Genomic DNA, 25,582 nt, shown 5'->3' with positions numbered 1-25,582 from the left:
ATATAAGGGTAAACATAAATTTCCTAACATCTATCATCTTAATCATCAATGAGCTTCAGGAAAAGGAGTGATCATGTTGGAATATGTCATTGAAATGCTTGGAATCCGCAAAGAATTTCCGGGAATCGTCGCAAACGATAATATCAATTTACAGGTTAAAAAGGGTGAAATTCACGCGCTTCTGGGAGAAAATGGCGCAGGGAAATCCACTTTAATGAACGTTTTATTCGGACTATATCAGCCTGAAAAAGGTGAAATCCGTGTAAATGGCAAAAAAGTAAACATTACAAACCCTAACATTGCTAATGATCTGGGAATAGGTATGGTACACCAACATTTTATGCTTGTCAATAATTTTTCTGTCACTGAAAATATTATTCTCGGCAATGAACCTGTTAAAACAGGAAAAATCAACTTGAAAGATGCAGAAAAGCAAGTAAAAGAAATCTCAGAAAAATATGGACTTGCTGTTAATCCATCTGCAAAAATAAGTGATATTTCAGTAGGAATGCAGCAGCGTGTAGAAATTCTGAAAACGCTGTACCGGGGAGCGGAAATTTTAATCTTTGATGAGCCGACTGCTGTGCTTACGCCGCAGGAAATAAAAGAATTAATCGGCATCATGAAAACACTGATCAAAGAAGGCAAATCAATCATACTGATTACTCATAAACTGAAAGAAATTATGGAAGTGTGTGACCGCGTAACGGTTATTCGCAAAGGAGAAGGCATTGGCACTGTAAATGTTGCCGAGACAAATCCAAACGAACTGGCAGCTCTTATGGTCGGCAGAGAAGTCCTTTTTACCACTCAAAAGACAGAAGCTGTTCCGGCGGAAGAAGTCCTGAAAATTCAAGACTTAACCGTCAAAGACAGCAGAAATGTAACGATTATCGATTCATTGAATCTCTCAGTCAAAGCCGGTGAGATTGTAGGAATCGCGGGAGTGGACGGCAATGGTCAATCTGAATTGATTGAAGCCATTACCGGATTAATGAATTCAGAGTCTGGTTCCATTCTGTTAAATGGCAAAGACATCAGAAATCAGCGCCCCCGTCAGATTACAGAAGCGGGTGTTGGCCATATTCCTCAGGACCGTCATAAACATGGTCTGGTGCTTGATTTTCCGGTTGGAGAAAATATGGTTCTGCAAACGTATTATCAAAAGCCGTATTCAAAAAAAGGCGTGCTGAATTTTAAAGCGATTTATGACAAAGCAGAAAAACTGATCAAGGAATTTGATGTCAGAACTCCAAGCAGCTCTACACTTGCGCGTGCTCTGTCAGGGGGAAATCAGCAAAAAGCCATCATCGGCCGTGAAGTTGACAGAGATCCTGATTTATTGATTGCAGCACAGCCGACAAGGGGACTGGATGTCGGTGCGATTGAATTCATTCATAGACGGTTAATTGAGCAAAGAGATAAAGGGAAAGCCGTCCTTCTCATCTCATTTGAGCTTGAGGAAATCATGAATGTAAGTGACAGGATCGCGGTTATCTATGAAGGGAAAATCGTTGCGATTGTGAGTCCAAAGGAAACAACTGAGCAGGAGCTTGGTTTGCTCATGGCAGGAAGCAGCCGCAGGGAAGCAGGTGCATCATCATGAATATAACGCGCTATTTTAACATTATCGTACCCGTAATTGCTGTTTTGCTTGGCTTGATCTGCGGTGCAATCATTATGTTTGTAACAGGATATGACCCTGTAGCCGGATACTCAGCACTGTGGAATGGAATCTTTGGAGATACCTATTATATCGGCGAAACAATCCGCCAGTTAACTCCGTATATTTTTGCCGGACTTGCTGTCGCTTTTGCATTCCGCACAGGCTTATTTAATATCGGTGTAGAAGGACAGCTGATTGTAGGCTGGTTTGCAGCTGTATGGGTGGGAGTTGCATTTGAGCTTCCAAAAATCATCCATTTGCCGCTTGCAATCATCGTTGCTGCTGCTGCAGGTGCACTATGGGGTTTCATTCCGGGATTATTAAAAGCAAAATTCAAGGTTCACGAAGTAATTGTGACAATTATGATGAACTATATTGCCTTATATTTAACAAATCATTTAATTCAGTATGTTTTATCTGATAAAGGGGATAAATCCGAAAACATTTTCCCTTCTGCTTCATTAAGCTCTGAGTTTTTCCAGACCATGACTGACTATTCCAGAATGCACTACGGAATATTCCTTGCGCTGATTGGAGCACTTGTCATGTGGTTCCTGCTTGAGAAAACAACTAAAGGCTACGAACTGCGATCAGTCGGATTCAATCAGGATGCTGCCCAATATGCAGGTATGAATGTAAGCCGCAATATTATTCTTTCGATGGTCATTTCCGGAGCATTTGCAGGAATCGCCGGTGCGATGGAAGGGCTTGGAACATTTCAGTATGTTTCTGTCAAAGGCGGATTTACAGGTGTTGGATTTGATGGAATCGCTGTAGCCCTTTTAGGAGGAAACACTGCACTTGGCATCATTTTTGCAGCTGCTTTATTCGGCGGATTGAAGGTTGGAGCGCTGAACATGCCATCTGAGGCCGGCGTGCCATATGAGCTTGTTGAGATTGTTATTGCTCTGATTATTCTTTTCGTCGCTTCAAGCTATTTCATTCGCTGGATTTTACTGCGTTTCAAAAAGGAGGGGAAATAAGTGAGCATACTACAGATGCTAGAACTCATCATCCCTACAGCGTTATTCGTTGCCGCTCCGCTTATTTTCACTGCACTTGGAGGCATGTTCAGTGAACGGTCAGGAGTTGTTAATATAGGGCTTGAAGGATTGATGGTTATTGGAGCCTTCGTTGCCATCGTTTTTAACCTGACATATGCCGATGCGTTTGGAGATGCAACTCCCTGGCTGTCTATATTAGTTGCAATGGCTGCCGGAGCTGTGCTTTCTATTCTTCACGCAGTAGCATCCATCACATTCCGTGCCGATCAGGTTGTAAGCGGAGTAGCTATTAACTTTCTTGCTATTGGTTTATCGCTTTTCCTCGTGAAATTGTTCTATGGAAAAGGACAAACAGACCGCATTACAGAAAGTTTCAGCAAAATGGATATCCCTTTCCTTAGTGATATTCCTGTTATAGGACCATTATTTTTCTCAAACGGATATATTACAACATACATCGCCATTATCACTGCCTTTGCTGTATGGTTCGTTATGTATAAAACGCCATTTGGTCTCCGTCTGCGCGCAGTTGGAGAACATCCGATGGCAGCAGATACTATGGGGATCAATGTTGTGAAAATGCGCTTTATCGGCGTTATTTTAAGCGGAGCTTTCGCTGGTGTCGGCGGTGCTGTTTATGCGACAATCATCGCCCGTGATTTCAGCCATGCAACAATCAGCGGACAGGGATTCATGGCTCTTGCTGCACTTATCTTCGGTAAATGGCATCCGCTTGGTGCTATGGGAGCTGCGATATTCTTCGGGCTCGCTCAAGGCCTGAGCGTGATCGGCGGACAGCTGCCTTTGCTTGAAGGCATACCGACCATGTACTTGTTAATTACACCTTACGTTTTAACCATATTAGCTTTAACTGGATTTATAGGGCGTGCAGATGCACCTAAAGCGCTGGGAACTCCTTACGAAAAAGGAAAACGCTGATCATCAGAAGCGGCCTGGCCTCATTTATTGAGGCCAGGCCGCTTTTTTTATCAGGAGAATGTATGTCATTTAAAGGGCAGAGTATAGTTTTTTTCATTTAGAGGCAAAATCTAAACATTGCAAGATACTACGAAACAAAGGTGAAAAGAATGGGAGCAAAAAAGAAGCTTGATTTAATCGCATTGTCATCCGTGCCATTAGTGATGACTCTTGGAAATTCAATGTTAATTCCGGTATTGCCCCTGATTGAAAAACAGTTGGGGATTTCATCATTTCAAGTGTCTCTCATCATAACCGTATATTCTGTTGTTGCCATTCTCCTCATCCCTGTTGCAGGCTATTTATCTGACCGTTTCGGAAGGAAATTGGTCATGGTTCCATGTCTGCTGATAGCTGGTGCAGGCGGGGCCGTATCAGGATGGGCCTCATGGACAATGGATGACCCTTTTACGATTATCCTTCTCGGACGGGTTCTTCAAGGAATTGGTTCAGCGGGAGCTGCTCCTGTTGTTATTCCTCTTATCGGCGATATGTTTGAAAAAGATGAAGAAATAAGTTCAGGACTAGGGCTTATTGAAACAGCAAATACAGCCGGGAAAGTCTTAAGTCCGATCATCGGCGCGATGCTTGCAACCTTTGTTTGGTTTTTGCCATTTTGGTTCATTCCTTTTTTCAGTCTGATCAGTGTAGCACTTGTCTTTTTTTTGGTGAAAATACCGAAACAGGAAAAAGAGAAACAGTCTATAAAAGAATTTCTAAGCTGTGTAAGTGTTATTTTTAAGGAAAAGGGCAGGTGGCTCTATGCCATTTTTGCCATCGGCTGCTTTATCATGTTTATCTTATTTGGGGTGCTGTTTTATTTGTCTGATACTCTTGAAAAGCAATATAACATTAAAGGGATTTATAAAGGAGCCATGCTTGCCGTTCCTCTGCTTGCCCTATCCATCAGCTCTTTTATAGCAGGCAGAAAAATTGGACAGAACAAGCAGCTTATGAAAGTTGTCATTGCTTTTGGAATGGCTCTTCTGACTGTCTCTTTTATTGCCATCCGAATACAGCATAGTTTTACTTTTTTAATTCTTTTTTTAATTATAAGCGGAATTGGAATAGGTGTCTCTCTGCCTGCACTTGACGCCCTGATTACAGAAGGTGTGGAAAAGGAAGAACGGGGAACCATTACATCGATTTACAGTTCCATGAGGTTTATAGGGGTAGCGGCCGGACCGCCTGTTTATGCCTATATAATGTCTGTAGGAGATCATCTGGTTTATTATGTTTCTGCAGGTGTGAGCTTGCTGGCTGTATTAATTGTCCTTTTCTTTATCAAACCATCTAAAGAATCGAAACTAGCTTTAAAGCAAGCATAGGACGCAAATTGGCAGCATTGCGTCTTTTCTTTTTTATTCAGGGTTAACATTTCCTTAATTATCCTAAAGTTGATATAATTACTAGAATGAATCCATACGCTAAATTAGAAAACAGGAAAAAATAAAATGGAATCTGCCACGCGAGGAGGGTCACAATGGAATTTTTAAAAGAACAAATAGAATCAATTAATGGGTTAACACTGCATACCGTTCAAACGAATAAATTCAAAACAAATTCACTTGTTTTTAAAATGCTTGCACCGCTGAACGAAGAGGATGTCACATTCAGAGCGCTGCTTCCTTATGTGCTGCAGCGGGGAACAAAATCTTTTCCGACGAGCACCGAGCTCAGAAAGCATCTTGATGAGCTTTACGGAGCAACTTTATTTGTGGATTTATCTAAAAAAGGCGATCATCATATCATTTCGATCCGGATTGAAGTTGCAAATGAACGCTTTTTATCTGATCAGACACCCCTGCTGGAAAAAGCGCTGCAGCTGCTGTCAGAAATCATTTTGTCTCCTGTAGTGAAAGAAGAATCTTTCCCTGATGAAATTATTAATCAAGAAAAACGCACACTGAAACAGCGCATTCAGGCTGTATATGATGACAAAATGAGGTACTCCAATTTAAGGCTCGTCCAGGAGATGTGCAAAGATGAACCCTATCGCCTGCATGTCAATGGAGAGATTGATCATCTTGAAAAAATTACTTCTTCAAGTTTGTATGAGTATTATAAAAAGGCCTTAAAAGAAGATAAAATGGATTTGTATGTTGTCGGAGATGTCTCGGCTGATGAAGTCAGTGAATATACAAAAAGGTTTTTCATTTTTAATGATAATGCCCATCAGGCTGTAGAAAAATCCATTACTGAAAAAGAGATTAGAGAGCCAAATGAAGTGATTGAAGATCAGGATGTTAAACAGGGTAAATTGAACATCGGCTACCGCACTAACTGCACATATGGAGATCAATCCTATTATGCACTGCAAGTGTTCAATGGCATTTTCGGCGGGTTTTCGCATTCTAAGCTTTTCATTAATGTCCGCGAAAAAGAAAGCCTTGCTTACTATGCAGCATCCAGAGTTGAGAGTCATAAAGGGCTTTTAATGGTCATGTCAGGAATTGAATTTGCGAATTACGAGCGCGCGGTGACTATTATTAAAGAACAGCTCGATGCAATGAAAAATGGAGATTTTGAAGACAAAGATATCGATCAGACTAAAGCAGTCATTAAAAATCAGCTGCTTGAAACAATCGATACATCATACGGCTCTGTTGAGGTTCTCTATCATAACGTTATTTCAAATATTGATGAACCATTTGATAAGTATCTGCAGGGAATTGAAAAAGTAACAAAAGAGGAAATCATCGCAGCGGCTAAAAAGATCCAGCTGGATACGATCTATTTCTTAAAAGGAATGGAGGGTGCACAATGACAAAATCCATAAAGTTTGATCAGCTTCAGGAAGAGCTCTTTTATGAAAAAATGAAAAATGGACTTGATGTATATGTCCTTCCTAAAAAAGGGTTTAATAAGACATATGCAACGTTTACAACAAAATACGGCTCGATCGATAATCAATTTGTGCCTCTTGATCAAAATGAGATGAAATTGGTTCCGGATGGGATCGCTCACTTTTTAGAGCATAAGCTGTTTGAAAAAGAAGACGGCGATGTTTTTCAGGATTTCAGCAAACAGGGTGCCTCTTCTAATGCCTTTACATCGTTTACACGAACGGCTTACTTATTTTCAAGCACGTCAAATGTTGAAAAAAATTTAGAAACGCTCATCGATTTCGTTCAGGAGCCTTATTTTACTGAAAAATCGGTTGAGAAAGAAAAAGGCATCATCGGACAGGAAATTAATATGTATGATGACAACCCTGACTGGAGACTCTATTTTGGACTAATTCAGAACATGTTTCACAAACATCCAGTAGGAATTGATATTGCCGGCACCGTTGAATCGATTTCCAAAATTACGAAAGACCTTCTTTACGAGTGCTACAATACGTTTTACCATCCAAGCAATATGCTGCTTTTCGTTGTTGGCCCGATTGATCCTGAACAAATTCTATCTCAAATCCGAGAAAATCAGGATAAAAAAGAGTTTAAACCTCAGTCTGAAATCAAGCGTGCAGAAGTGGATGAACCGGATACTGTAGCAAAACCATTAGAAAAGCTTAAAATGAATGTTCAATCTTCTAAGTGTTTAGTCGGGCTGAAAGCGAAACAGGCAGACAGGTCCGGTGAAGAGCTTCTAAAACACGAACTGTGCATGAACCTGATTCTTGATATGGTTTTTGGGAAAAGCACTGACACCTATACTCAGCTCTACGAGAATGGGCTTATTGATGACACGTTCAGTTTTGATTACACAGAAGAGAGCGGTTTTGGATTTGCGATGATAGGCGGAGATACTGATCAGCCCGATCAGCTTGCTGAAGAAATAAAGAGCACTCTGCTGAAGGCAAAACAGGACGGGATTCCTGCAGAACGTCTTGAGAACGCCAAGAAAAAGAAAATCGGTTCTTTTTTAAGAGCGATTAATTCCCCTGAATACATTGCCAACCAATTTACACGTTATTCTTTTAACGAAATGAATTTGTTTGATGTTGTTCCGACGCTAGAACAATTGACAAATGATGATATTCACCATACGCTGAATGAAGTGATTGATGAACAATTATTTTCAGTCTGTCAAGTAGTACCAAAGTAAAGCATCCTTTTTAAGGATGTTTTTTTATCTGGAACAGGAAAAGCCTTTATCTAAAAGGAGAAAAAAATGAAAAAAACAGCTTTAATTACAGGTGCGAGCGGCGGTATCGGAAAAGCTATTGCCAAAAAGCTTGCAGGGGAAGGGTATCAATTATATTTGCATTATCACAAGAATGAAGAAAGTGTATCAAAGCTAATGAATGAACTGAAGCTGACAACGGAATGCAGACCGGTAAAAGCAGATCTTTCAGAGGAGGAAGGCGTAAAACGGCTTTGCGATCAGCTTGATCATGCGATTGACTTGCTCGTTTTAAATAGCGGGAAGAGTTATTTCGGATTAATGACGGATATAAAAGACGCGGAAATCCGTGAAATGGTGCAGCTTCAAATTACAAGTCCATATATGCTTTCTAAAGAATTAATTCCTGAAATGATAAGAAAAAAAAGCGGCAGCATCATTGTTATTACTTCTATTTGGGGAGAAATCGGCGCTTCATGTGAAGTCTTATACAGTATGGTTAAGGGAGGACAAAATTCATTTGTAAAAGCTCTTGCAAAAGAGTTGGCCCCTTCCGGCATCAGGGTTAATGCGATAGCGCCTGGAGCGGTTGCTACTGACATGCTGCAGGCTTTTTCAGAGGAGGACATGGCTGATCTTAAAGATGAAATCCCTTTAGGCCGGATTGGAAAGCCGGAGGAGATTGGGGAAGCTGTTTTGTTTTTATCATCCAATCGGGCAAGCTATATTACAGGGCAAGTGCTTTCTGTAAACGGCGGATGGCATACATAAATTTTTCTTTAGCCTATCCGTATAAATCGGTTCATGCAAGACAAACTAACATTGTATTCCACTTAATTAGGAGGGGTTATAATGTCTGTTTTAGAAAACTGGGATTCATGGAAAAACTTCCTCGGAGACCGTCTGCACCACGCTGAAGGAGATGGCATGAAAACGGAAGCTGTTAATGACTTAGCTTACGAAATCGGCGATTACTTAGCAAAACAGGTTGATCCTAAAAATGATCAGGAAAGAGTACTTGCTGATCTTTGGAGCGTAGCTTCTAAAGAGGAGCAGCATGCCATTGCAAACATGATGGTTAAGCTCGTGCAAAATAACGGCACAAGATAAAGAGGGGACGCAGGTCCTCTCTTTTTTTATTTTTATAAAAGCAATAAATAAAGCCTTTTTTACCCGATTCATTCTGATGGATGGCGTCAGTGGTGGACCAATAACTGGAAAAGAAGACAGTGCATTCTAGGTCCTCATACCCCCTTTTTTATTGTCAAGGAATTATTCTTTCCTCTTTCATCAAAATGCTTTATGATAAGGATATAGGTGTTATAGACCTGGTTTTTGAAGGGGGTCCTTTTTTGGATATGCAGGAATGGTATTTAGAGTATGAAATTCAAAAAAACCGTCCCGGACTTCTTGGCGATATTTCTTCGCTTCTCGGGATGCTTTCTATAAATATTGTGACGATTAATGGTGTGGATGACAGCCGCAGGGGATTGCTGCTTAAGTGCTCAAATAATGAGCAGATCCAGAGGCTGGAATCCATTCTAAATACAATGGATCATATTAAAGTAACGAAATTGCGCAAGCCTAAATTAAGAGATACACTTGCAGTCCGGCACGGAAGATACATACAGCGTGATGCAGATGATAAAAAGACATTCCGTTTTGTCAGAGACGAACTTGGCCTGCTTGTGGACTTTTTGGCTGAATTATATAAGCAGGAAGGCCACAAATTGATCGGCATAAGAGGCATGCCCCGCGTCGGCAAAACAGAGTCAATTGTTGCTTCAAGTGTATGTGCAAACAAAAGATGGCTTTTTGTGTCTTCAACTTTATTAAAACAGACAATCAGAAGCCAGCTCATTGCAGATGAATACAGTGTTGATAATGTATTTATTATTGATGGGATTGTTTCCACAAGAAGAGGCTCTGAAAAGCATTTGCAGCTTGTGAGAGAAATCATGAGGCTGTCTGCTACAAAAGTTGTCGAACATCCGGATATGTTTGTACAAAATACAGAGTATACACTTGATGATTTTGACTATATAATTGAACTTCGAAACGATCCGGATGAAAAGATTACATATGAGGAAGCATCTGGACCTCAAATGTTTGATGAATCGAGTTTTTCCGGGTTTGATTTTTAGATATGGAAGGTGTTACGGTTGAGTGAACTAGGGAATCGACTTAAGCAGGCGAGAGAAGAGCGGAAATTAAGTCTTGACGATCTCCAGGCAATGACAAAAATTCAAAAGCGGTATCTGATTGGAATTGAAGAAGGCAATTACGGCGTTATGCCGGGGAATTTCTATGTGCGGGCATTTATTAAACAGTATGCTGAGACAGTTGGACTTGATCCGGACCGGATTTTCGATGAGTATAAGAATGAAATACCGGTTGTTCATTCAGAGGAAACTCCTGAACTTTCAAGGGTGAAAACACATAAAGAGCTGCCAAAGTCAGCATCGAAGGCATTGGAAATTTTGCCCAGAATCTTAATAATCGTATTGGTATTATTAGTAGCGGTCGTTATCTGGATTTTTGTCCAAAAGGACAAGCCGGGTGGTGCAAAAGAAACGGAAGATCAGGCTCAGCAGATTTCAAACGGCGAAAATGAATATGATTCAATTGATAATGGCGAAGATGCTGCTGACTCCAAAGAGCCAGAAGAGAAAGCGGCAGCTGATGAAAAAGCCAAAGAAGAAAAGCCTGAAGAGGAGAAACCTGAAGAGCAGGCTTCTGAACTTGCATTTAAAGAAAAGACAGCCAGAAAAGCGGTATACGAGCTGAAAAAAGCCAAAGAATTTAAGCTTGAAGTTACCTCTAAAGGGCAGACTTGGATTGAGATCCGAAATGCATCAGGGAAAAAATTCTACAGCGGCATGCTGAAGAAAGATCAAACCGAGGCTCATGACTTCACGAATGAAACAGAAGCATTTATCGTCATCGGAAATGCTTCGGCTGCTGAAATTAAAGTGAATGGACAGCCTGTGGAATATCAGATTGATCCAAAAAAAACTGTAAGACAAGATATGCAGATTGTATATACTAAGGAGTAAAGTCATCTTCAAGATGGCTTTTCTTTCTTTTATATTTTCTGATACATACTTTTATAATCTGGAGGAAAAAACATGAATTTACCTAATCGCATTACCATCTCAAGAATTCTCTTAATCCCCGTTTTCATGGTGATTATGCTCGCTCCTTTTGACTGGGGCACCTTATACATCGGGGATGCTTCTATTCCAGCGGCACACCTGGCAGGAGCGATATTATTTATTATAGCGTCTACAACGGACTGGGTAGACGGGTATTATGCACGTAAGCTTAATATGGTGACAAACTTAGGGAAGTTTTTAGATCCGCTTGCCGATAAACTGCTTGTATCTGCAGCGTTAATTATCTTAGTTGAGCTTGGCCTTGCACCATCTTGGATCGTGATTATTATCATCAGCCGTGAATTCGCTGTTACAGGTTTGCGTCTTGTGCTTGCCGGCGAAGGTGAAGTAGTTGCAGCCAACATGCTCGGAAAAATTAAAACATGGGCTCAAATTATCGCGATATCAGCCCTTCTTTTGCACAACATTCCATTTGTCTTCATCTCATTCCCGTTTGCGGACATCGCATTATGGGTAGCATTATTCTTTACGATTTATTCAGGATGGGACTATTTTGCAAAAAACAAAGCCGCATTACTGAATTCGAAGTAATACTTCATTCACAGGGGGAGTTCACATGACGTCAAAAACAGAAATTATCGCAGTAGGCTCAGAATTGCTTCTCGGGCAAATTGTTAACTCCAATGCCCAGTTCTTATCTCAGCAGCTGGCTGAAAATGGTCTTAATGTCTATTATCACACGGTAGTCGGTGATAATCCCGCAAGACTTGAGCAGGCAGTAAAGATTGCAAAAGAGCGTTCGAACATTATTATTTTTACAGGCGGTCTTGGACCGACTAAAGATGATTTAACAAAAGAAACAATCGCGAATTTTCTGGGCAAAAAGCTCGTCACGGATGAAGAGGCCCTTCACAGCATTGAAGACTATTTTGTTAAAGTAAAAAGAAGCATGTCTGAAAACAATAAAAAACAAGCTTGGATCATTGAGGATTCGCATGTATTGAAAAATGAGCACGGAATGGCGCCTGGAATGGCAATAGAAGCGGATGACCGGATTTATATGCTGCTGCCTGGCCCTCCAAGCGAAATGAAACCGATGTTTATAAAGTACGGGCTTCCCTACTTCAGGGAGAAGCTTGGCCAGAATGATAAAATTATATCCAGAGTACTCCGCTATTTCGGCATAGGGGAATCGCAGCTTGAGACAGATATCCAGGATTTGATCGATGCTCAAACCAATCCGACCATTGCACCGCTTGCGGGTGACGGGGAAGTAACGCTCAGATTGACGGCCCGCCACCAAACAGAAGCTGAGGCTGTGCGCCTTATAAATGAAATGGAGAAAACAATAAACAGCAGGGTTGGCGGCTTTTTCTACGGATATGACCAGACAACCCTGGCTGATGAAGTGCTGAGACATCTCAGACAACGAAACATGACCATTTCAGCAGCTGAGAGTTTAACGGGAGGACTTTTTTCAGATCAGCTGACAGCCGTTAAAGGAACATCTGATGTCTTTAAAGGTACAATTGTCTGCTACACAAATGAAGTAAAGCAATCCATTTTAAACGTATCTAAACAAACGCTTGATCAGCACGGGGCTGTCAGTGAACAATGTGCCATAGAAATGGCTGAACAAATCAGGAAGCTGACAAATAGTGATATCGGAATAAGCTTTACCGGCATTGCGGGGGAAGATCCTGTGGAAGGGAAAAAACCTGGAACCGTCTATATCGGACTGGCATACAAAGGTTTGCCTGCAAAGGCCGTTCTCCTTCACCTTGCAGGCAGCCGCAACGCCATTCGCAGGCGCACAGTGAAATATGGCTGTCACTTGCTTATAAAAACTCTATTGGAAAATACAGCAGAATAAGCTGTATTTTTCTTTTTTTAAGATCTGCGTTTGAAACCGCGTCAAAAAGACAATTTAGTATTTTAGCTGTTTAATAGGCAGCAAATTTTTATTTTCTTTAAGAGAAAAGAGAATTTTCAGTCTGTTTTTGCCCGTAAAAAAACCGAATAAATGTTCGTTTTTTACTTGTCAAACGTTCGAATAAAAGGTATATTATTAATAGGTTGATAACTAAAGGAGGAAACTCAGTGAGCGATCGTCAAGCTGCCTTAGAGATGGCACTGAAACAAATAGAAAAGCAATTTGGTAAAGGTTCAATTATGAAACTCGGTGAACAGACTGACCGGAAGATCTCTACATCTCCAAGCGGTTCACTTGCACTTGATACAGCACTTGGGGTTGGCGGATATCCCCGTGGAAGAATTATAGAAATATATGGACCTGAGAGCTCAGGTAAAACGACAGTTGCCCTTCATGCGATTGCAGAAGTACAGCAAAAGGGAGGACAGGCTGCATTTATAGATGCAGAGCATGCCCTTGATCCTGTATATGCTCAAAAGCTGGGTGTAAATATAGATGAACTTCTTCTCTCACAGCCGGATACCGGAGAGCAGGCGCTTGAAATTGCAGAAGCACTTGTCCGAAGCGGAGCAGTGGATATTCTGGTCATTGACTCAGTAGCAGCTCTAGTTCCAAAAGCTGAAATCGAAGGCGAAATGGGAGATGCTCACGTTGGCTTGCAGGCGCGCCTTATGTCTCAGGCATTGCGTAAATTATCCGGAGCAATCAGCAAATCTAAAACAATTGCCATTTTCATTAACCAGATCCGTGAAAAAGTAGGAGTTATGTTCGGTAATCCTGAAACAACTCCAGGCGGACGCGCGCTGAAGTTTTATTCTTCTGTACGTTTAGAGGTGCGCCGTGCCGAAACACTGAAACAAGGCAATGAGATGGTCGGAAATAAAACGAAAATCAAAGTTGTCAAAAACAAAGTTGCACCGCCTTTCCGTGTTGCAGAGGTTGACATTATGTACGGAGAAGGAATCTCTAAAGAAGGCGAAATCATCGATCTTGGAACAGAAATTGATATTGTTCAAAAGAGCGGTTCATGGTATTCGTATAATGAGGAGCGTTTAGGCCAGGGAAGAGAAAACGCAAAGATCTTCCTTAAAGAGAATCCTAGCATCCGCTTAGAGATCCAGGAAAAGATCCGCAGCCACTACGGGCTGGATGAAGTTGCCGCTGCTCCTGATGGTCAAGAAGAATTAGATTTACTGGAAGATTAAAAAGAGGCGATTATCGCCTCTTTTTTGTATATGGAAAGTCAAAATCCACGATATAATCGACAGACAATCCTGACTTTTCCTGTTCAAGAAATGTAAGGCAATGCCTGAAAATTCCCAATTGCATTGAAAACGCCAGAATGACAGGCTTGACAAGAAAATTTCACACATTTACAATTAGGGTGTATTATTATTTTGTTAGAACTTTTAGCGAGGCACTATGAAAGCAAATGTTGATCTGTGCAGCAGATGCTGCAAGGTCTCCATGAAACCCTTAAGCTTTGTGCTGTATGTTGAAGAACGTTATGCAATATACATGCCGACACTTAAATCTAGCAAGAAACAAGTTCATAGCAAGAGGAGGTGAAATGATGGATCCCATTACAATGATCATCTCCATTTTGCTTGGCCTAATCGTCGGTGCAGTTGTTGGCTATTTTGTTCGTAAATCCATTGCAGAAGCGAAAATTGCCGGTGCGAAAGGTACTGCTGAGCAAATTCTTGAAGATGCGAAGCGTGATGCTGAAGCGACGAAGAAAGAAGCGTTGCTTGAGGCAAAGGATGATATTCACAAGCTTCGGACAGAAGCAGAGCAAGAAATTCGTGAACGACGAAATGAGCTGCAAAAACAAGAAAATCGCTTATTACAAAAAGAAGAGAATCTTGATCGTAAGGATGAATCTTTAGACAAGCGCGAAAACATGCTTGAGAAAAAAGAAGATTCTCTAAATGAAAGACAACAGCATATTGAAGAGATGGAAAGCAAAGTGGACGAGATGGTGCGTAAACAGCAATCAGAGCTTGAACGTATTTCCAGCTTGACTCGCGAAGAGGCAAAGCAGATCATTCTCGAAAAGGTTGAAAATGAGCTTTCGCATGACATCGCTGTAACTGTTAAAGAAAGCGAAAACCGTGCGAAAGAAGAAGCGGATAAACGAGCGAAAGAAATTCTTTCCCTTGCAATCCAGCGTTGTGCTGCAGACCATGTAGCTGAAACTACGGTATCTGTCGTTAACCTTCCAAATGATGAAATGAAAGGCCGCATCATTGGTCGTGAAGGGCGTAACATCAGAACGCTTGAAACATTGACTGGTATTGACCTCATTATTGATGATACTCCAGAAGCAGTTATTTTATCTGGATTTGATCCAATCCGCAGGGAAACAGCCAGAATTGCCTTAGACAAGCTTGTTCAAGATGGACGCATCCATCCAGCACGTATTGAAGAAATGGTTGAAAAATCACGCCGTGAGGTTGATGAGTACATCCGCGAGGTTGGTGAGCAAACAACATTTGAAGTTGGTGTTCACGGGCTTCATCCAGATTTAATCAAGATTATGGGCCGTCTGAAGTTCAGAACGAGCTATGGTCAAAATGTATTAAAGCATTCCATGGAGGTCGCTTATTTATCAGGACTCATGGCTGCAGAACTGGGTGAAGATATCACGCTTGCCAAGCGTGCAGGTCTACTGCATGACATCGGCAAGGCGATTGACCATGAAGTAGAAGGAAGTCATGTTGAAATTGGGGTTGAACTTGCTACGAAGTACAAGGAACACCCGGTTGTCATCAACAGTATTGCTTCTCATCATGGCGATCAGGAGCCGACTTCGGTTATTGCCGTTCTGGTCGCGGCAGCAGATGCTTTATCTGCAGCACGTCCCGGCGCAAGAAGCGAAACGCTCGAAAACTATATTCGCCGCTTAGAAAAGCTTGAAGAGATTTCCGAATCTTACGAAGGCGTAGAGAAATCTTTCGCCATTCAGGCAGGCCGTGAAGTGCGTATCATGGTAAAACCTGATACAATTGATGATCTTCAGGCACACCGTTTAGCACGGGATATCCGCAAGCGGATTGAAGAAGAATTAGATTACCCAGGTCATATTAAAGTAACAGTTATCCGTGAAACAAGAGCTGTTGAATATGCGAAATAAAGCGATGCCTTCTGCATCGCTTTATTTTTTTTGCTAATTGTGCAAAACTTAAGGGTAAACATACACTATTTTGAGAGAAGGTTTAATTGAAGCATGAAATTATTATTTGTAGGAGATGTAGTCGGATCTCCAGGTAGAGAAATGATTAAAGAATATTTGCCGAAGCTGAAACGAAAATATAGACCGTCCCTGACGATTGTAAACGGGGAGAATGCGGCACACGGAAAAGGAATTACTGAAAAGATCTATCACGAGCTGAATCAGGCTGGGGCTCAGGTAGTTACAATGGGAAACCATACATGGGATAAGCGGGAGATCTTTGAATTCATTGATAATTACCCTAACTTGATTCGGCCTGCGAATTTTCCTGTAGGCACCCCGGGTAAGGGCATTACATATATAACATGCGACGGCAAAGAAATCGCAGTGATTAATTTACAGGGACGGACGTTCCTGGCGCCGATTGATTGTCCGTTTAAAAAAGCAGATGAGCTGATTGAAGAAGCAAAAAAGAGAACGTCTATTATTTTTGTCGATTTTCATGCAGAAGCAACGAGTGAGAAGCAGGCTATGGGCTGGTATTTGGATGGGAAAGTAACCGCTGTTGTCGGAACGCATACTCACGTTCAAACGGCAGATGAGAGAATTCTTGACCAAGGGACTGCTTTTATTACAGATGTGGGCATGACAGGTCCTTATGATGGCATACTGGGAGTCGAAAGAGATGCTGTTATAAAACGCTTCCTGACAAGCCTCCCTGTGCGTTTTGAAGTCACGGAAGGCAAGGCGCAGCTGAGTGCCGTCGTCATTGATGTTCAAGATAAAACCGGCAAAGCTGTAAAAATTGACCGCATTTTAATTAATGATGATCATATGTTTTTTGAATAGAATATATATTTAGAAATTTTAGAAAAAATAGCAAAACAAGCAGGAATACTAGTTCCCTCTAGTGAATATAGTATCAATGGAATGGCTGTGAAAGAGGTTCAGAAGGCTTCATAAAGGGGATGGGCCCTCCGAACAGATCTAATAAGGCATGATCCAACGTACATTCACGATCTATTGAAAAATAAGGGGGATACTAGAAATGGAAATATTAAAAGTTTCAGCAAAGTCCAATCCTAACTCTGTAGCGGGAGCACTAGCAGGTGTCCTGCGTGAAAGAGGCGCTGCCGAAATCCAGGCGATTGGAGCTGGAGCACTCAACCAAGCTGTAAAAGCAGTAGCTATTGCCAGAGGGTTTGTTGCCCCGAGCGGTGTAGATTTAATCTGTATTCCTGCCTTTACGGATATTCTCATCGATGGAGAAGAGCGTACGGCCATTAAATTAATTATTGAGCCACGTTAAATAGACAAAATGATCAACCTGTTTGCGGGTCACGCAAACAGGTTTGTTTTTATTTGAATCTTTTCATAAAATTTGCAGTCCATCATAGGTCACTGATTTTTTACACATAGAGAAAATCAGTGAATCAGATCATGATAAAAACGGTTATATGGGAATATGGAGTGCTATTTTTTTCGACCACAGCCCCTTATTTATCTTTAGGAGAGATGCTGACGTGCGAATTTTTGATGCTCATTGTGATTTGCTCTATCAATTGTGGCGCAGGCCTGAAATTAGTGAATGGAATGACCTGAATCTGCATGTCACCGTTGAAAAGCTCTTTCAGTTCGGAGCAAAAGTCCAATGCTTTGCCATCTTTATACCTGTTGAAGTCACGAATAAATTAGAAGCTGCATTTGCTCAGGCCTCCATTTTTTTCAATCGGATTATTAATGGATATGAAAAGATGATACATATTCGGACAAAACAGGATCTCCTTGCTTTAAAGGATGACGAGATTGGAGCCATCTTGACTCTTGAAGGCTGCGAGCCCATTGGACATGATTTAAGCCTTCTATCTATTTTTCAGCAGCTTGGAGTCAGGTCTGCCGGTCTGACCTGGAACTTTGCCAATTTACTGGCTGATGGAGCGCTTGAGACGAGAAATGCAGGTTTATCCTTTTATGGGAGGCATGTTGTCCGGAAACTAAATCATTATCATATGTGGACAGATCTATCACATCTGTCTGAACGAAGCTTCTGGGATGTGATTCAGCTTGCCAACCATCCGATTGCCAGTCATTCAAATTCGTATGCACTTTGTCCGCATCCAAGAAATTTAAGAGACGATCAAATTAAAGCAATCGCTGCAAAAAAAGGGCTGATCGGCATAACGTTTGTGCCGCAATTCACATCTTCAGGGGCTCGGGCTTCCATGAAGCATCTCCTAAATCACTTAGATTACGTATGCGGACTTGCAGGAGAACATGCAGTTGGTTTTGGATCTGATTTTGACGGGATAGATGAGACGATTGAAGGACTTGAAGGGTATGAACAATATCCTTACTTGTTAAATACGCTCTTGAAGCATTATTCAGAAAGCCAGGTTGAAAAATTCATGTATAAAAATTTTGCTGAATCCATTCCTTTTTAGATCAAGGCTTCTATTGCATATTACGGTTAAAGGAATGAATGATTATAAAATTCTCAAAAATCAAAAAAATATCACATAAAACATGTTTATTTCCTTTAAACGCTTGTTTTTTTCTCATGTTCGTTCTACAATTGTAAACGTTTAGTACATATTCTAACAGTATTTTATAACGTGTGTAAGAGCTCTAAAATAGGGCGAAAAATATATGAGTGTTTCTTAAGAAGGGGTGTAAGGCACATGATCAGTCAACTTTCATGGAAAGTTGGGGGACAGCAAGGTGAAGGTATCGAAAGTACCGGAGAAGTGTTTTCAATCGCATTAAACAGAATGGGCTATTATTTATATGGATACCGTCATTTTTCATCTCGAATTAAAGGCGGTCATACAAATAATAAAATCCGCGTCAGTACAACTCAAGTTCGTGCCATTTCTGACGATCTTGATATATTAGTAGCTTTTGATCAGGAAACAATCGATGTGAACGTATATGAACTCCGCAAGGGCGGTCTTGTTATTGCTGATTCAAAATTTAATCCAGTCATACCTGATGATTGCAGCGCAGTATTGTATTCAGTTCCATTCACCCAGCTTGCGACAGAGTTAGGCACGTCACTGATGAAAAATATGGTTGCAATCGGCGCAACCAGTGCTGTGCTTGATCTTGGAACAGCACAATTCCAAAATGTTGTGCAGGAGATTTACGGCAAAAAAGGCCAGCAAATTGTTGAAAAGAATTTAGAAGCCATTGAAAAAGGCTCAACTTATATGAAACAAGATCTGAACTTTGACCGGGATGATATGTATCTTCAAAAAGCAGACGGCATGAAACGCATGTTCATGATCGGCAACGATGCGATCGCACTCGGCGCAGTTGCAGGGGGAGCACGTTTCATGGCAGCCTACCCAATTACACCAGCTTCTGAAATCATGGAATATCTTATTAAGAAGCTGCCTGATTTCGGCGGAACTGTCATTCAAACGGAAGATGAAATTGCGGCTTGTACGATGGCAATAGGTGCAAACTATGCAGGGACACGCACATTAACGGCTTCTGCAGGACCGGGACTGTCTCTGATGATGGAAGCAATCGGGCTTTCAGGTATTACGGAGCAGCCGCTTGTCATTATTGATACTCAGCGCGGAGGACCAAGTACAGGACTTCCAACGAAACAGGAACAATCTGATTTAATGGCGATGATTTACGGAACTCATGGAGAAATTCCGAAAATCGTGATGGCGCCAAGCACGGTTCAAGAGGCATTTTACGATACAATCGAAGCTTTCAATTTAGCGGAAGAATATCAATGTCCTGTTATTCTGCTGACAGATCTTCAGCTGTCACTTGGAAAACAGACAGTAGAACCGCTGCAATATGATAAAATCCAAATCCGAAGAGGAAAGCTTGTACAGGGCGGCGAGCTGCCTGAGATTGAAAATAAAGGATATTTTAAACGTTTCGAAGTAACAGAAGATGGCGTTTCACCGCGTGTAGTGCCAGGCATGAAAAACGGCATACACCATGTCACAGGGGTTGAACATGATGAAACCGGCAAACCTTCCGAGGTGGCAACGAACAGGAAAGCACAGATGGACAAACGTCTGCGGAAGCTGTCGGATATGCGTTTTGAAACACCTGTCCACCAAAATCTGACTCATCCTGAGCCGGATGTATTATTCGTAGGTTTCAACTCTACTAGAGGCACAATTGAAGAAGCGATGGTCCGCCTTGAAGAAGACGGTGTAAAGGTTAATCATGCTCACGTCCGTCTGCTTCATCCATTCCCGGCTGATGAGATGCTTCCGCTTGTGAAGGCAGCTAAAAAGGTTGTAGTTGTTGAAAATAATGCAACTGGACAGCTCGCGAGCCTAATAAAAATGAATGTTGGGCATGCAGAGAAAATTTCCAGTATTCTAAAATATGACGGAAATCCGCTCTTGCCGCATGAAGTTCATTCAAAATGCAAGGAGTTGTTCTAAATGGCGACGTTTAAGGAATTTAGAAACAATGTAAAGCCTAACTGGTGTCCTGGCTGCGGAGACTTCTCCGTACAAGCGGCGATTCAGCGTGCTGCAGCAAACGCAGGACTCGAACCAGATCAGCTTGCCGTAGTGTCAGGGATTGGATGTTCAGGACGTATTTCGGGTTATATAAACGCTTACGGTTTCCACGGCATTCATGGCCGTTCGCTTCCAATCGCACAGGGAGTAAAAATGGCCAATAAGGATTTGACCGTTATTGCATCTGGCGGTGACGGCGACGGATTTGCCATCGGAATGGGCCATACGATTCATGCAATCAGAAGAAACATTGATGTCACTTATATCGTAATGGACAATCAAATTTACGGATTAACAAAAGGCCAAACATCTCCGCGAAGTGATGTCGGCTTCAAAACGAAGAGCACGCCTAAAGGTTCAATTGAATCCTCTTTATCAGTAATGGAGATGGCCCTTACGGCAGGTGCAACGTTTGTAGCACAAAGCTTTTCAACTGATTTGAAAGATTTAACTTCCATCATTGAAGCAGGAATCAATCATAAAGGATTTTCATTAATCAATGTTTTCAGTCCATGTGTCACTTACAACAAAATCAACACATATGACTGGTTTAAAGAAAATCTTACAAAGCTGAGTGATATTGAAGGGTATGATCCATCAAACCGCATGACTGCCATGCAGACGCTGATGGAGAAAAACGGACTTGTTACTGGTTTAATTTATCAGAACAAGAATCAGCCTTCTTATCAGGAGCTAGTTCATAACTACAGTGAAACGCCTTTATCCCATGCTGATCTGCAAATCAGCGAAGAGAAATTCAACGAATTGCTTTCAGAGTTTATGTAATGGGAAAAAACGTCTATCTTATTGATAGGCGTTTTTTTACCTGAGTTTACGTTTTAAAAAAAATAATCGAGTTTTTTCCTCATGTGTTCAAATGTCTACACGGAGTGGACAGCCTCCTTTACACCATTATTTATGGATGATAAAATTTCATATATACTCATAAAAAATTGATGGTTTTTGGAACAAGGAGTGTTCATTGTGAATGGAAAAATGAAAGCAATCGTTAAGCACCACAGAGGCTTTGGTGCTGAGCTGCAGATAGTAGATATCCCTCAGATTAATGAAAATGAAGTATTAATCAAAGTTAAAGCTACTTCAATCTGCGGTACAGATGTTCATATATATACTTGGGATGCATGGTCGGAAAGCAGAGTGAATCCGCCTTATGTATTTGGCCATGAATTCTCAGGTGAAGTCGTTGAAATAGGAAGTAAAGTAACAAGTGTTGAAATCGGAGATTTTGTTTCCGCTGAAACTCATCTAGTCTGCTATGAATGTCCTCAATGTTTAACAGGACAGTATCATATTTGTAAAAACACGAAAATTATTGGTGTGGATACAGACGGATGCTTTGCAGAGTATGTGGCTTTGCCTGCAGTGAATCTATGGAAAAATCCGAAGGAAATGCCGTTTGATGTAGCATCCATTCAAGAACCGATGGGAAATGCGGTGCACACTGTTTTAGCAGGTGATGTTGCAGGGAAAAGTGTTGCTGTCATTGGATGCGGCCCAATCGGGATTATGGCTGTCGGTGTTGCAAAAGCAGCTGGAGCATCACAGGTCATTGCGCTTGATTTGAACGATTATCGCTTGAATTTAGCAAAAGAAATGGGAGCAACAACTGTCATTAATTCAAAAAATGAGGATCCTTTGGCGAAAATCAATGAATTAACAGACGGCAACGGAGTAGATGTGGTCTGTGAAATGTCAGGCCATCCAATTGCAATGGATCAAGGTTTCAAAATGGTCACAAATGGCGGACGTGTTTCGATCCTGAGCCTCCCTGTCCGTCCAGTTGAAATTGATATTACCAATGACATCGTTTTTAAAGGAATCACGGTACAAGGAATTACGGGCAGAAAAATGTATGAAACATGGCAGCAGGTTTCAAGACTTTTAAAATCAGGGCAAGTTGATGTAACGCCGTTGATTACTCATCATTTTTCTTTAGATGATTTTAAAAAAGGCTTTGATTTAATGATCGAAGGAAAATGTGGTAAAGTCGTATTACACCCATAATGTATTTTTCCAGCTGGGGGGATGATTCATCCCCCTGTCGATAAGCTGTTACCGGCAGTAAACCCGCCTCATTTTTCTAAACAATATACATAACCATAAAAGCGGAGATTTTACTGACTGTTATTATGAAAAATTAGAATGAAAATGGAGGGGCTATGATGAAAGGTTTTGAATATTTGCAGGCAGAACTTGATGAAATGAAACAGCAAGGAACATTCCGGACGCTGATTCCGCTCGAATCAGACCAGGCGTCAAGAGTTGTCATTGATGGGAAAGAATTAATTCAATTATCTTCTAACAATTATTTAGGTTTAACAACACATCCTAGACTTGTAGAAGCATCAATCAAAGCAGCAGAAAAATTTGGAGCGGGAACCGGATCGGTAAGAACGATTGCCGGCACTTTTACCATGCATGAAGAGCTTGAAACAAAGCTTGCTGAATTTAAACATACAGAAGCAGCACTTGTGTTTCAATCAGGCTTTACAACAAACCAGGGTGTGCTGTCGTCTATTTTGACAAAAGAAGATGTAGTGATTTCAGATTCTCTGAACCATGCTTCCATTATCGATGGCATCCGTTTAACAAAGGCTGCCCGCAAAGTATACAACCACGTTGATGTGGCAGATTTAGAGAGAGCGTTAAAAGAATCAGCAGACTACAGAGTCCGTTTAATCGTAACAGATGGCGTCTTCTCGATGGATGGAAATATTGCACCTCTTCCTGAAATTGTTGAACTTGCCGAAAAGTACGATGCACTTGTTATGGTTGACGATGCACATGCTTCAGGTGTACTTGGACAAAACGGCCGCGGCACAGTCAACCATTTCGGTCTTGACGGACGTGTACATATTCAAGTTGGGACATTAAGTAAAGCAGTTGGTGTACTGGGAGGATATGTAGCAAGCACGCGTACCCTGATTGATTATCTGATTCAAAAAGGACGTCCATTTTTATTCAGTACATCTCATCCTCCAGCAGTAACAGCTGCCTGTATAGAAGCGATCAATGTTCTTATAGAAGAGCCTGAGCTGATTGATAAGCTTTGGGATAACGCAAAATTCTTCAAAAAAGGCCTTGAAGATCTCGGTTTTGATACAGGTAAAAGCGAAACACCGGTAACGCCTGTTATCGTGGGCGATGAAGCACTGTCTCATCAATTCTCTGATAAACTTAGAGAATATGGCGTCTTTGCACAGGGGATTGCATTCCCGACTGTGGCAAAAGGACAGGCACGCGTTCGCACAATCGTAACGGCTGAGCATTCAAAAGAAGAGCTTCAGAAAGCTTTAGATATCTTTGAGAAAGCTGCAAAAGAGTTAAACATTTTGAAGTAATGATAGAGAGGCTATTGGCCTCTCTTTTTTGGAGCTGTAAAAGCTAAAAGTGATGAGACCTGTTTCCCTTTAACCCGAAGCTATGCAGGAGGATCCGCTTTTCTTTTTTACCCGTTTCATTTACTATATATGTATGTCCTTTCTTGATTTCTATATTGTTTTGTTCATTAAGAACATATATACTATAAAATTGGTATACTCTCACTTGGAGAGTAGGGTTAGAAGGGCTTGAAAGGAGACTGTTTTACATGAATGAAAAGCAGCGTTTGGAAAATACACAGGTAAATCCGGCGGACAAAAAATCCGAAAAGGACTACAGTAAGTATTTCCAAGCCGTTTATATGCCACCTTCCTTAAAGGATGCTAAAAAGCGCGGCAAAGAGGAAGTGAAATACCAAAATGATTTCAGCATTTCAGAAGAGTTCAGAGGCCTTGGGAACGGAAAGAAATTTCTGATCCGCACATATGGCTGTCAAATGAACGAGCACGATACTGAAGTCATGGCTGGAATTTTCATGGCACTCGGCTATGAAGCTACGAACACAACAGAAGATGCAGATGTAATTCTTCTGAACACATGTGCCATCCGTGAAAATGCAGAAAACAAAGTATTTGGTGAAATCGGCCATCTTAAGTCTCTAAAAAGAGAAAAACCAGGGTTATTAATCGGTGTTTGCGGATGTATGTCGCAGGAAGAATCAGTTGTTACAAGAATCATGAAAAAACATCAGCATGTTGACATGATTTTTGGGACGCATAACATTCACCGCCTGCCTAATATTCTTAAAGACGCATACATGTCAAAAGAAATGGTCATCGAAGTTTGGTCTAAAGAAGGGGACGTTATCGAAAACCTCCCTCGAGAGCGTAAAGGAAATGTCAAAGCATGGGTCAATATCATGTTTGGCTGTGATAAATTCTGTACGTACTGCATCGTTCCGTATACACGCGGAAAAGAAAGAAGCAGACGGCCTGAGGAGATCATTCAGGAAGTACGCCAGCTTGCTGCCAGCGGATATAAGGAAATTACACTCCTTGGCCAGAATGTAAACGCATATGGGAAGGATTTTGAGGACATTTCATACGGCCTCGGCGATTTAATGGATGAAATCCGAAAAATCGATGTAGCCCGTGTCCGCTTTACAACAAGTCACCCGCGTGATTTTGATGATCATCTGATTGAGGTGCTTGCTAAAGGCGGCAACCTGCTTGATCATATTCATTTGCCTGTTCAGTCAGGAAGCTCTGAGATCCTAAAGCTGATGGCACGCAAATATGACCGGGAAAAATATATGACATTAGTTAAAAAAATTAAGGAAGCGATTCCAACGGCTTCTTTGACTACTGATATCATTGTAGGTTTCCCAAATGAAACAGACGAGCAATTTGAAGAAACGCTGTCTATGTACCGTGAAGTTGAATTCGACAGTGCCTATACGTTCATTTACTCTCCGCGTGAAGGGACGCCTGCAGCGAAAATGCAGGATAATGTTCCGATGGAAGTAAAGAAAGCCCGTCTTCAAAAGCTGAATGATCTTGTAAAAGAAATTTCAGCTAAAAAAATGATGGAATACGAAGGTCAGGTTGTAGAAGTGCTTGTAGAAGGGGAAAGCAAAAATAACCCAGAAGTTCTTGCAGGATATACAACAAAAAGCAAACTTGTAAACTTTAAAGGTCCAAAGTCTGCTGTCGGCCAAATTGTAAAAGTGAAAATAAACAAAGCAAAAACGTGGTCTTTAGATGGGGAAATGGTAGAAGAAGCGATAGAGGTGAAATAGGGG

At 41.3% G+C, this 25,582-nt stretch carries 22 protein-coding genes; all 22 read left to right on the top strand.

Translation table 11 applies throughout. The annotated features are described in order from the left end of the window. Positions 1-76: 76 nt before the first annotated feature. A complete protein-coding gene (locus E2R53_RS07075; protein ID WP_133311197.1) occupies positions 77-1,606 on the top strand; it encodes an ABC transporter ATP-binding protein in 1,530 nt (509 codons plus the stop codon). After that, on the top strand, positions 1,603-2,649 hold the full coding sequence (locus E2R53_RS07070) for an ABC transporter permease (protein ID WP_133311017.1): 1,047 nt from the start codon (positions 1,603-1,605) through the stop codon (positions 2,647-2,649). Before E2R53_RS07075 ends, E2R53_RS07070 begins: the two co-directional genes overlap by 4 nt. A gap of 15 nt (positions 2,650-2,664) precedes the next feature. Beyond that, entirely contained in the window at positions 2,665-3,609 is a 945-nt protein-coding gene (locus E2R53_RS07065) for an ABC transporter permease (protein WP_435796783.1), read from the top strand. A gap of 149 nt (positions 3,610-3,758) precedes the next feature. Beyond that, a complete protein-coding gene (locus tag E2R53_RS07060) occupies positions 3,759-4,976 on the top strand; it encodes an MFS transporter (RefSeq protein ID WP_133311015.1) in 1,218 nt (405 codons plus the stop codon). 155 nt (positions 4,977-5,131) lie between these two features. Then, positions 5,132-6,415, top strand: coding sequence for an EF-P 5-aminopentanol modification-associated protein YfmF (gene yfmF / locus E2R53_RS07055; RefSeq protein WP_133311014.1), 1,284 nt, complete (start codon positions 5,132-5,134; stop codon positions 6,413-6,415). Then, positions 6,412-7,698, top strand: a complete 1,287-nt coding sequence (yfmH, locus tag E2R53_RS07050) for an EF-P 5-aminopentanol modification-associated protein YfmH (RefSeq protein ID WP_133311013.1) — start codon at positions 6,412-6,414, stop codon at positions 7,696-7,698. Before yfmF ends, yfmH begins: the two co-directional genes overlap by 4 nt. Before the next feature lie 66 nt (positions 7,699-7,764). Continuing rightward, positions 7,765-8,487, top strand: coding sequence for an elongation factor P 5-aminopentanone reductase (ymfI, locus tag E2R53_RS07045; RefSeq protein ID WP_133311012.1), 723 nt, complete (start codon positions 7,765-7,767; stop codon positions 8,485-8,487). 81 nt (positions 8,488-8,568) lie between these two features. After that, entirely contained in the window at positions 8,569-8,826 is a 258-nt protein-coding gene (locus E2R53_RS07040) for a DUF3243 domain-containing protein (RefSeq protein ID WP_070877316.1), read from the top strand. A gap of 248 nt (positions 8,827-9,074) precedes the next feature. Beyond that, on the top strand, positions 9,075-9,860 hold the full coding sequence (locus tag E2R53_RS07035; RefSeq protein ID WP_435796782.1) for a DUF3388 domain-containing protein: 786 nt from the start codon (positions 9,075-9,077) through the stop codon (positions 9,858-9,860). 18 nt (positions 9,861-9,878) lie between these two features. Further along, complete coding sequence (locus tag E2R53_RS07030) at positions 9,879-10,772, top strand: helix-turn-helix domain-containing protein (RefSeq protein WP_133311010.1); 894 nt, start codon at positions 9,879-9,881, stop codon at positions 10,770-10,772. Between the two features lie 72 nt (positions 10,773-10,844). Continuing rightward, positions 10,845-11,423 carry a CDP-diacylglycerol--glycerol-3-phosphate 3-phosphatidyltransferase gene (gene pgsA, locus E2R53_RS07025; RefSeq protein WP_133311009.1) on the top strand — a complete coding sequence of 193 codons (579 nt, stop codon included), beginning with the start codon at positions 10,845-10,847 and terminating at the stop codon, positions 11,421-11,423. A 25-nt stretch (positions 11,424-11,448) separates the two neighbouring features. Continuing rightward, a complete protein-coding gene (locus E2R53_RS07020; protein WP_133311008.1) occupies positions 11,449-12,705 on the top strand; it encodes a competence/damage-inducible protein A in 1,257 nt (418 codons plus the stop codon). Between the two features lie 227 nt (positions 12,706-12,932). Further along, positions 12,933-13,970 carry a recombinase RecA gene (gene recA / locus E2R53_RS07015; protein WP_133311007.1) on the top strand — a complete coding sequence of 346 codons (1,038 nt, stop codon included), beginning with the start codon at positions 12,933-12,935 and terminating at the stop codon, positions 13,968-13,970. Positions 13,971-14,338: 368 nt separating this feature from the next. After that, positions 14,339-15,901 (top strand): ribonuclease Y, encoded by a 1,563-nt coding sequence (gene rny / locus E2R53_RS07010; RefSeq protein WP_133311196.1) that lies wholly within the window; start codon positions 14,339-14,341, stop codon positions 15,899-15,901. 93 nt (positions 15,902-15,994) lie between these two features. Next, positions 15,995-16,789 (top strand): TIGR00282 family metallophosphoesterase, encoded by a 795-nt coding sequence (locus E2R53_RS07005; protein WP_133311006.1) that lies wholly within the window; start codon positions 15,995-15,997, stop codon positions 16,787-16,789. Positions 16,790-16,988: 199 nt separating this feature from the next. Continuing rightward, positions 16,989-17,249 (top strand): stage V sporulation protein SpoVS, encoded by a 261-nt coding sequence (spoVS, locus tag E2R53_RS07000; RefSeq protein WP_029281188.1) that lies wholly within the window; start codon positions 16,989-16,991, stop codon positions 17,247-17,249. 214 nt (positions 17,250-17,463) lie between these two features. Continuing rightward, on the top strand, positions 17,464-18,381 hold the full coding sequence (locus E2R53_RS06995) for a dipeptidase (RefSeq protein ID WP_133311005.1): 918 nt from the start codon (positions 17,464-17,466) through the stop codon (positions 18,379-18,381). Positions 18,382-18,618: 237 nt separating this feature from the next. Beyond that, on the top strand, positions 18,619-20,358 hold the full coding sequence (locus E2R53_RS06990) for a 2-oxoacid:acceptor oxidoreductase subunit alpha (RefSeq protein WP_133311004.1): 1,740 nt from the start codon (positions 18,619-18,621) through the stop codon (positions 20,356-20,358). Next, positions 20,359-21,225, top strand: a complete 867-nt coding sequence (locus E2R53_RS06985) for a 2-oxoacid:ferredoxin oxidoreductase subunit beta (RefSeq protein ID WP_070877325.1) — start codon at positions 20,359-20,361, stop codon at positions 21,223-21,225. It abuts the gene before it with no gap. Between the two features lie 198 nt (positions 21,226-21,423). Continuing rightward, positions 21,424-22,464, top strand: coding sequence for an L-threonine 3-dehydrogenase (tdh, locus tag E2R53_RS06980; protein ID WP_206197357.1), 1,041 nt, complete (start codon positions 21,424-21,426; stop codon positions 22,462-22,464). A gap of 158 nt (positions 22,465-22,622) precedes the next feature. Beyond that, on the top strand, positions 22,623-23,801 hold the full coding sequence (locus tag E2R53_RS06975; protein WP_133311194.1) for a glycine C-acetyltransferase: 1,179 nt from the start codon (positions 22,623-22,625) through the stop codon (positions 23,799-23,801). A 248-nt stretch (positions 23,802-24,049) separates the two neighbouring features. Next, on the top strand, positions 24,050-25,579 hold the full coding sequence (gene miaB / locus E2R53_RS06970; protein ID WP_133311003.1) for a tRNA (N6-isopentenyl adenosine(37)-C2)-methylthiotransferase MiaB: 1,530 nt from the start codon (positions 24,050-24,052) through the stop codon (positions 25,577-25,579). Positions 25,580-25,582 lie beyond the last annotated feature (3 nt).

The sequence above is a fragment of the Peribacillus frigoritolerans genome (assembly GCF_004358755.1).
Lineage (GTDB): Bacteria > Bacillota > Bacilli > Bacillales > Bacillaceae > Bacillus_P.
The sequence above is the reverse complement of the archived record's forward strand: the minus strand, read 5'-3'. Positions and strand labels throughout refer to the sequence as shown.

Bases quoted from the DNA above. Each gene is read 5' to 3' on its own strand.
- E2R53_RS07070 (WP_133311017.1), top strand. From the start codon at position 1,603: ATGAATATAACGCGCTATTTTAACATTATCGTACCCGTAATTGCTGTT.
- E2R53_RS07040 (WP_070877316.1), top strand. From the start codon at position 8,569: ATGTCTGTTTTAGAAAACTGGGATTCATGGAAAAACTTCCTCGGAGAC.
- E2R53_RS06975 (WP_133311194.1), top strand. From the start codon at position 22,623: ATGAAAGGTTTTGAATATTTGCAGGCAGAACTTGATGAAATGAAACAG.
- E2R53_RS07065 (WP_435796783.1), top strand. From the start codon at position 2,665: ATGCTAGAACTCATCATCCCTACAGCGTTATTCGTTGCCGCTCCGCTT.
- yfmF (WP_133311014.1), top strand. From the start codon at position 5,132: ATGGAATTTTTAAAAGAACAAATAGAATCAATTAATGGGTTAACACTG.
- E2R53_RS07005 (WP_133311006.1), top strand. From the start codon at position 15,995: ATGAAATTATTATTTGTAGGAGATGTAGTCGGATCTCCAGGTAGAGAA.
- miaB (WP_133311003.1), top strand. From the start codon at position 24,050: ATGAATGAAAAGCAGCGTTTGGAAAATACACAGGTAAATCCGGCGGAC.
- E2R53_RS07060 (WP_133311015.1), top strand. From the start codon at position 3,759: ATGGGAGCAAAAAAGAAGCTTGATTTAATCGCATTGTCATCCGTGCCA.
- E2R53_RS06990 (WP_133311004.1), top strand. From the start codon at position 18,619: ATGATCAGTCAACTTTCATGGAAAGTTGGGGGACAGCAAGGTGAAGGT.
- spoVS (WP_029281188.1), top strand. From the start codon at position 16,989: ATGGAAATATTAAAAGTTTCAGCAAAGTCCAATCCTAACTCTGTAGCG.
- ymfI (WP_133311012.1), top strand. From the start codon at position 7,765: ATGAAAAAAACAGCTTTAATTACAGGTGCGAGCGGCGGTATCGGAAAA.
- E2R53_RS07035 (WP_435796782.1), top strand. From the start codon at position 9,075: ATGCAGGAATGGTATTTAGAGTATGAAATTCAAAAAAACCGTCCCGGA.
- E2R53_RS06985 (WP_070877325.1), top strand. From the start codon at position 20,359: ATGGCGACGTTTAAGGAATTTAGAAACAATGTAAAGCCTAACTGGTGT.
- rny (WP_133311196.1), top strand. From the start codon at position 14,339: ATGGATCCCATTACAATGATCATCTCCATTTTGCTTGGCCTAATCGTC.
- pgsA (WP_133311009.1), top strand. From the start codon at position 10,845: ATGAATTTACCTAATCGCATTACCATCTCAAGAATTCTCTTAATCCCC.
- E2R53_RS07020 (WP_133311008.1), top strand. From the start codon at position 11,449: ATGACGTCAAAAACAGAAATTATCGCAGTAGGCTCAGAATTGCTTCTC.
- yfmH (WP_133311013.1), top strand. From the start codon at position 6,412: ATGACAAAATCCATAAAGTTTGATCAGCTTCAGGAAGAGCTCTTTTAT.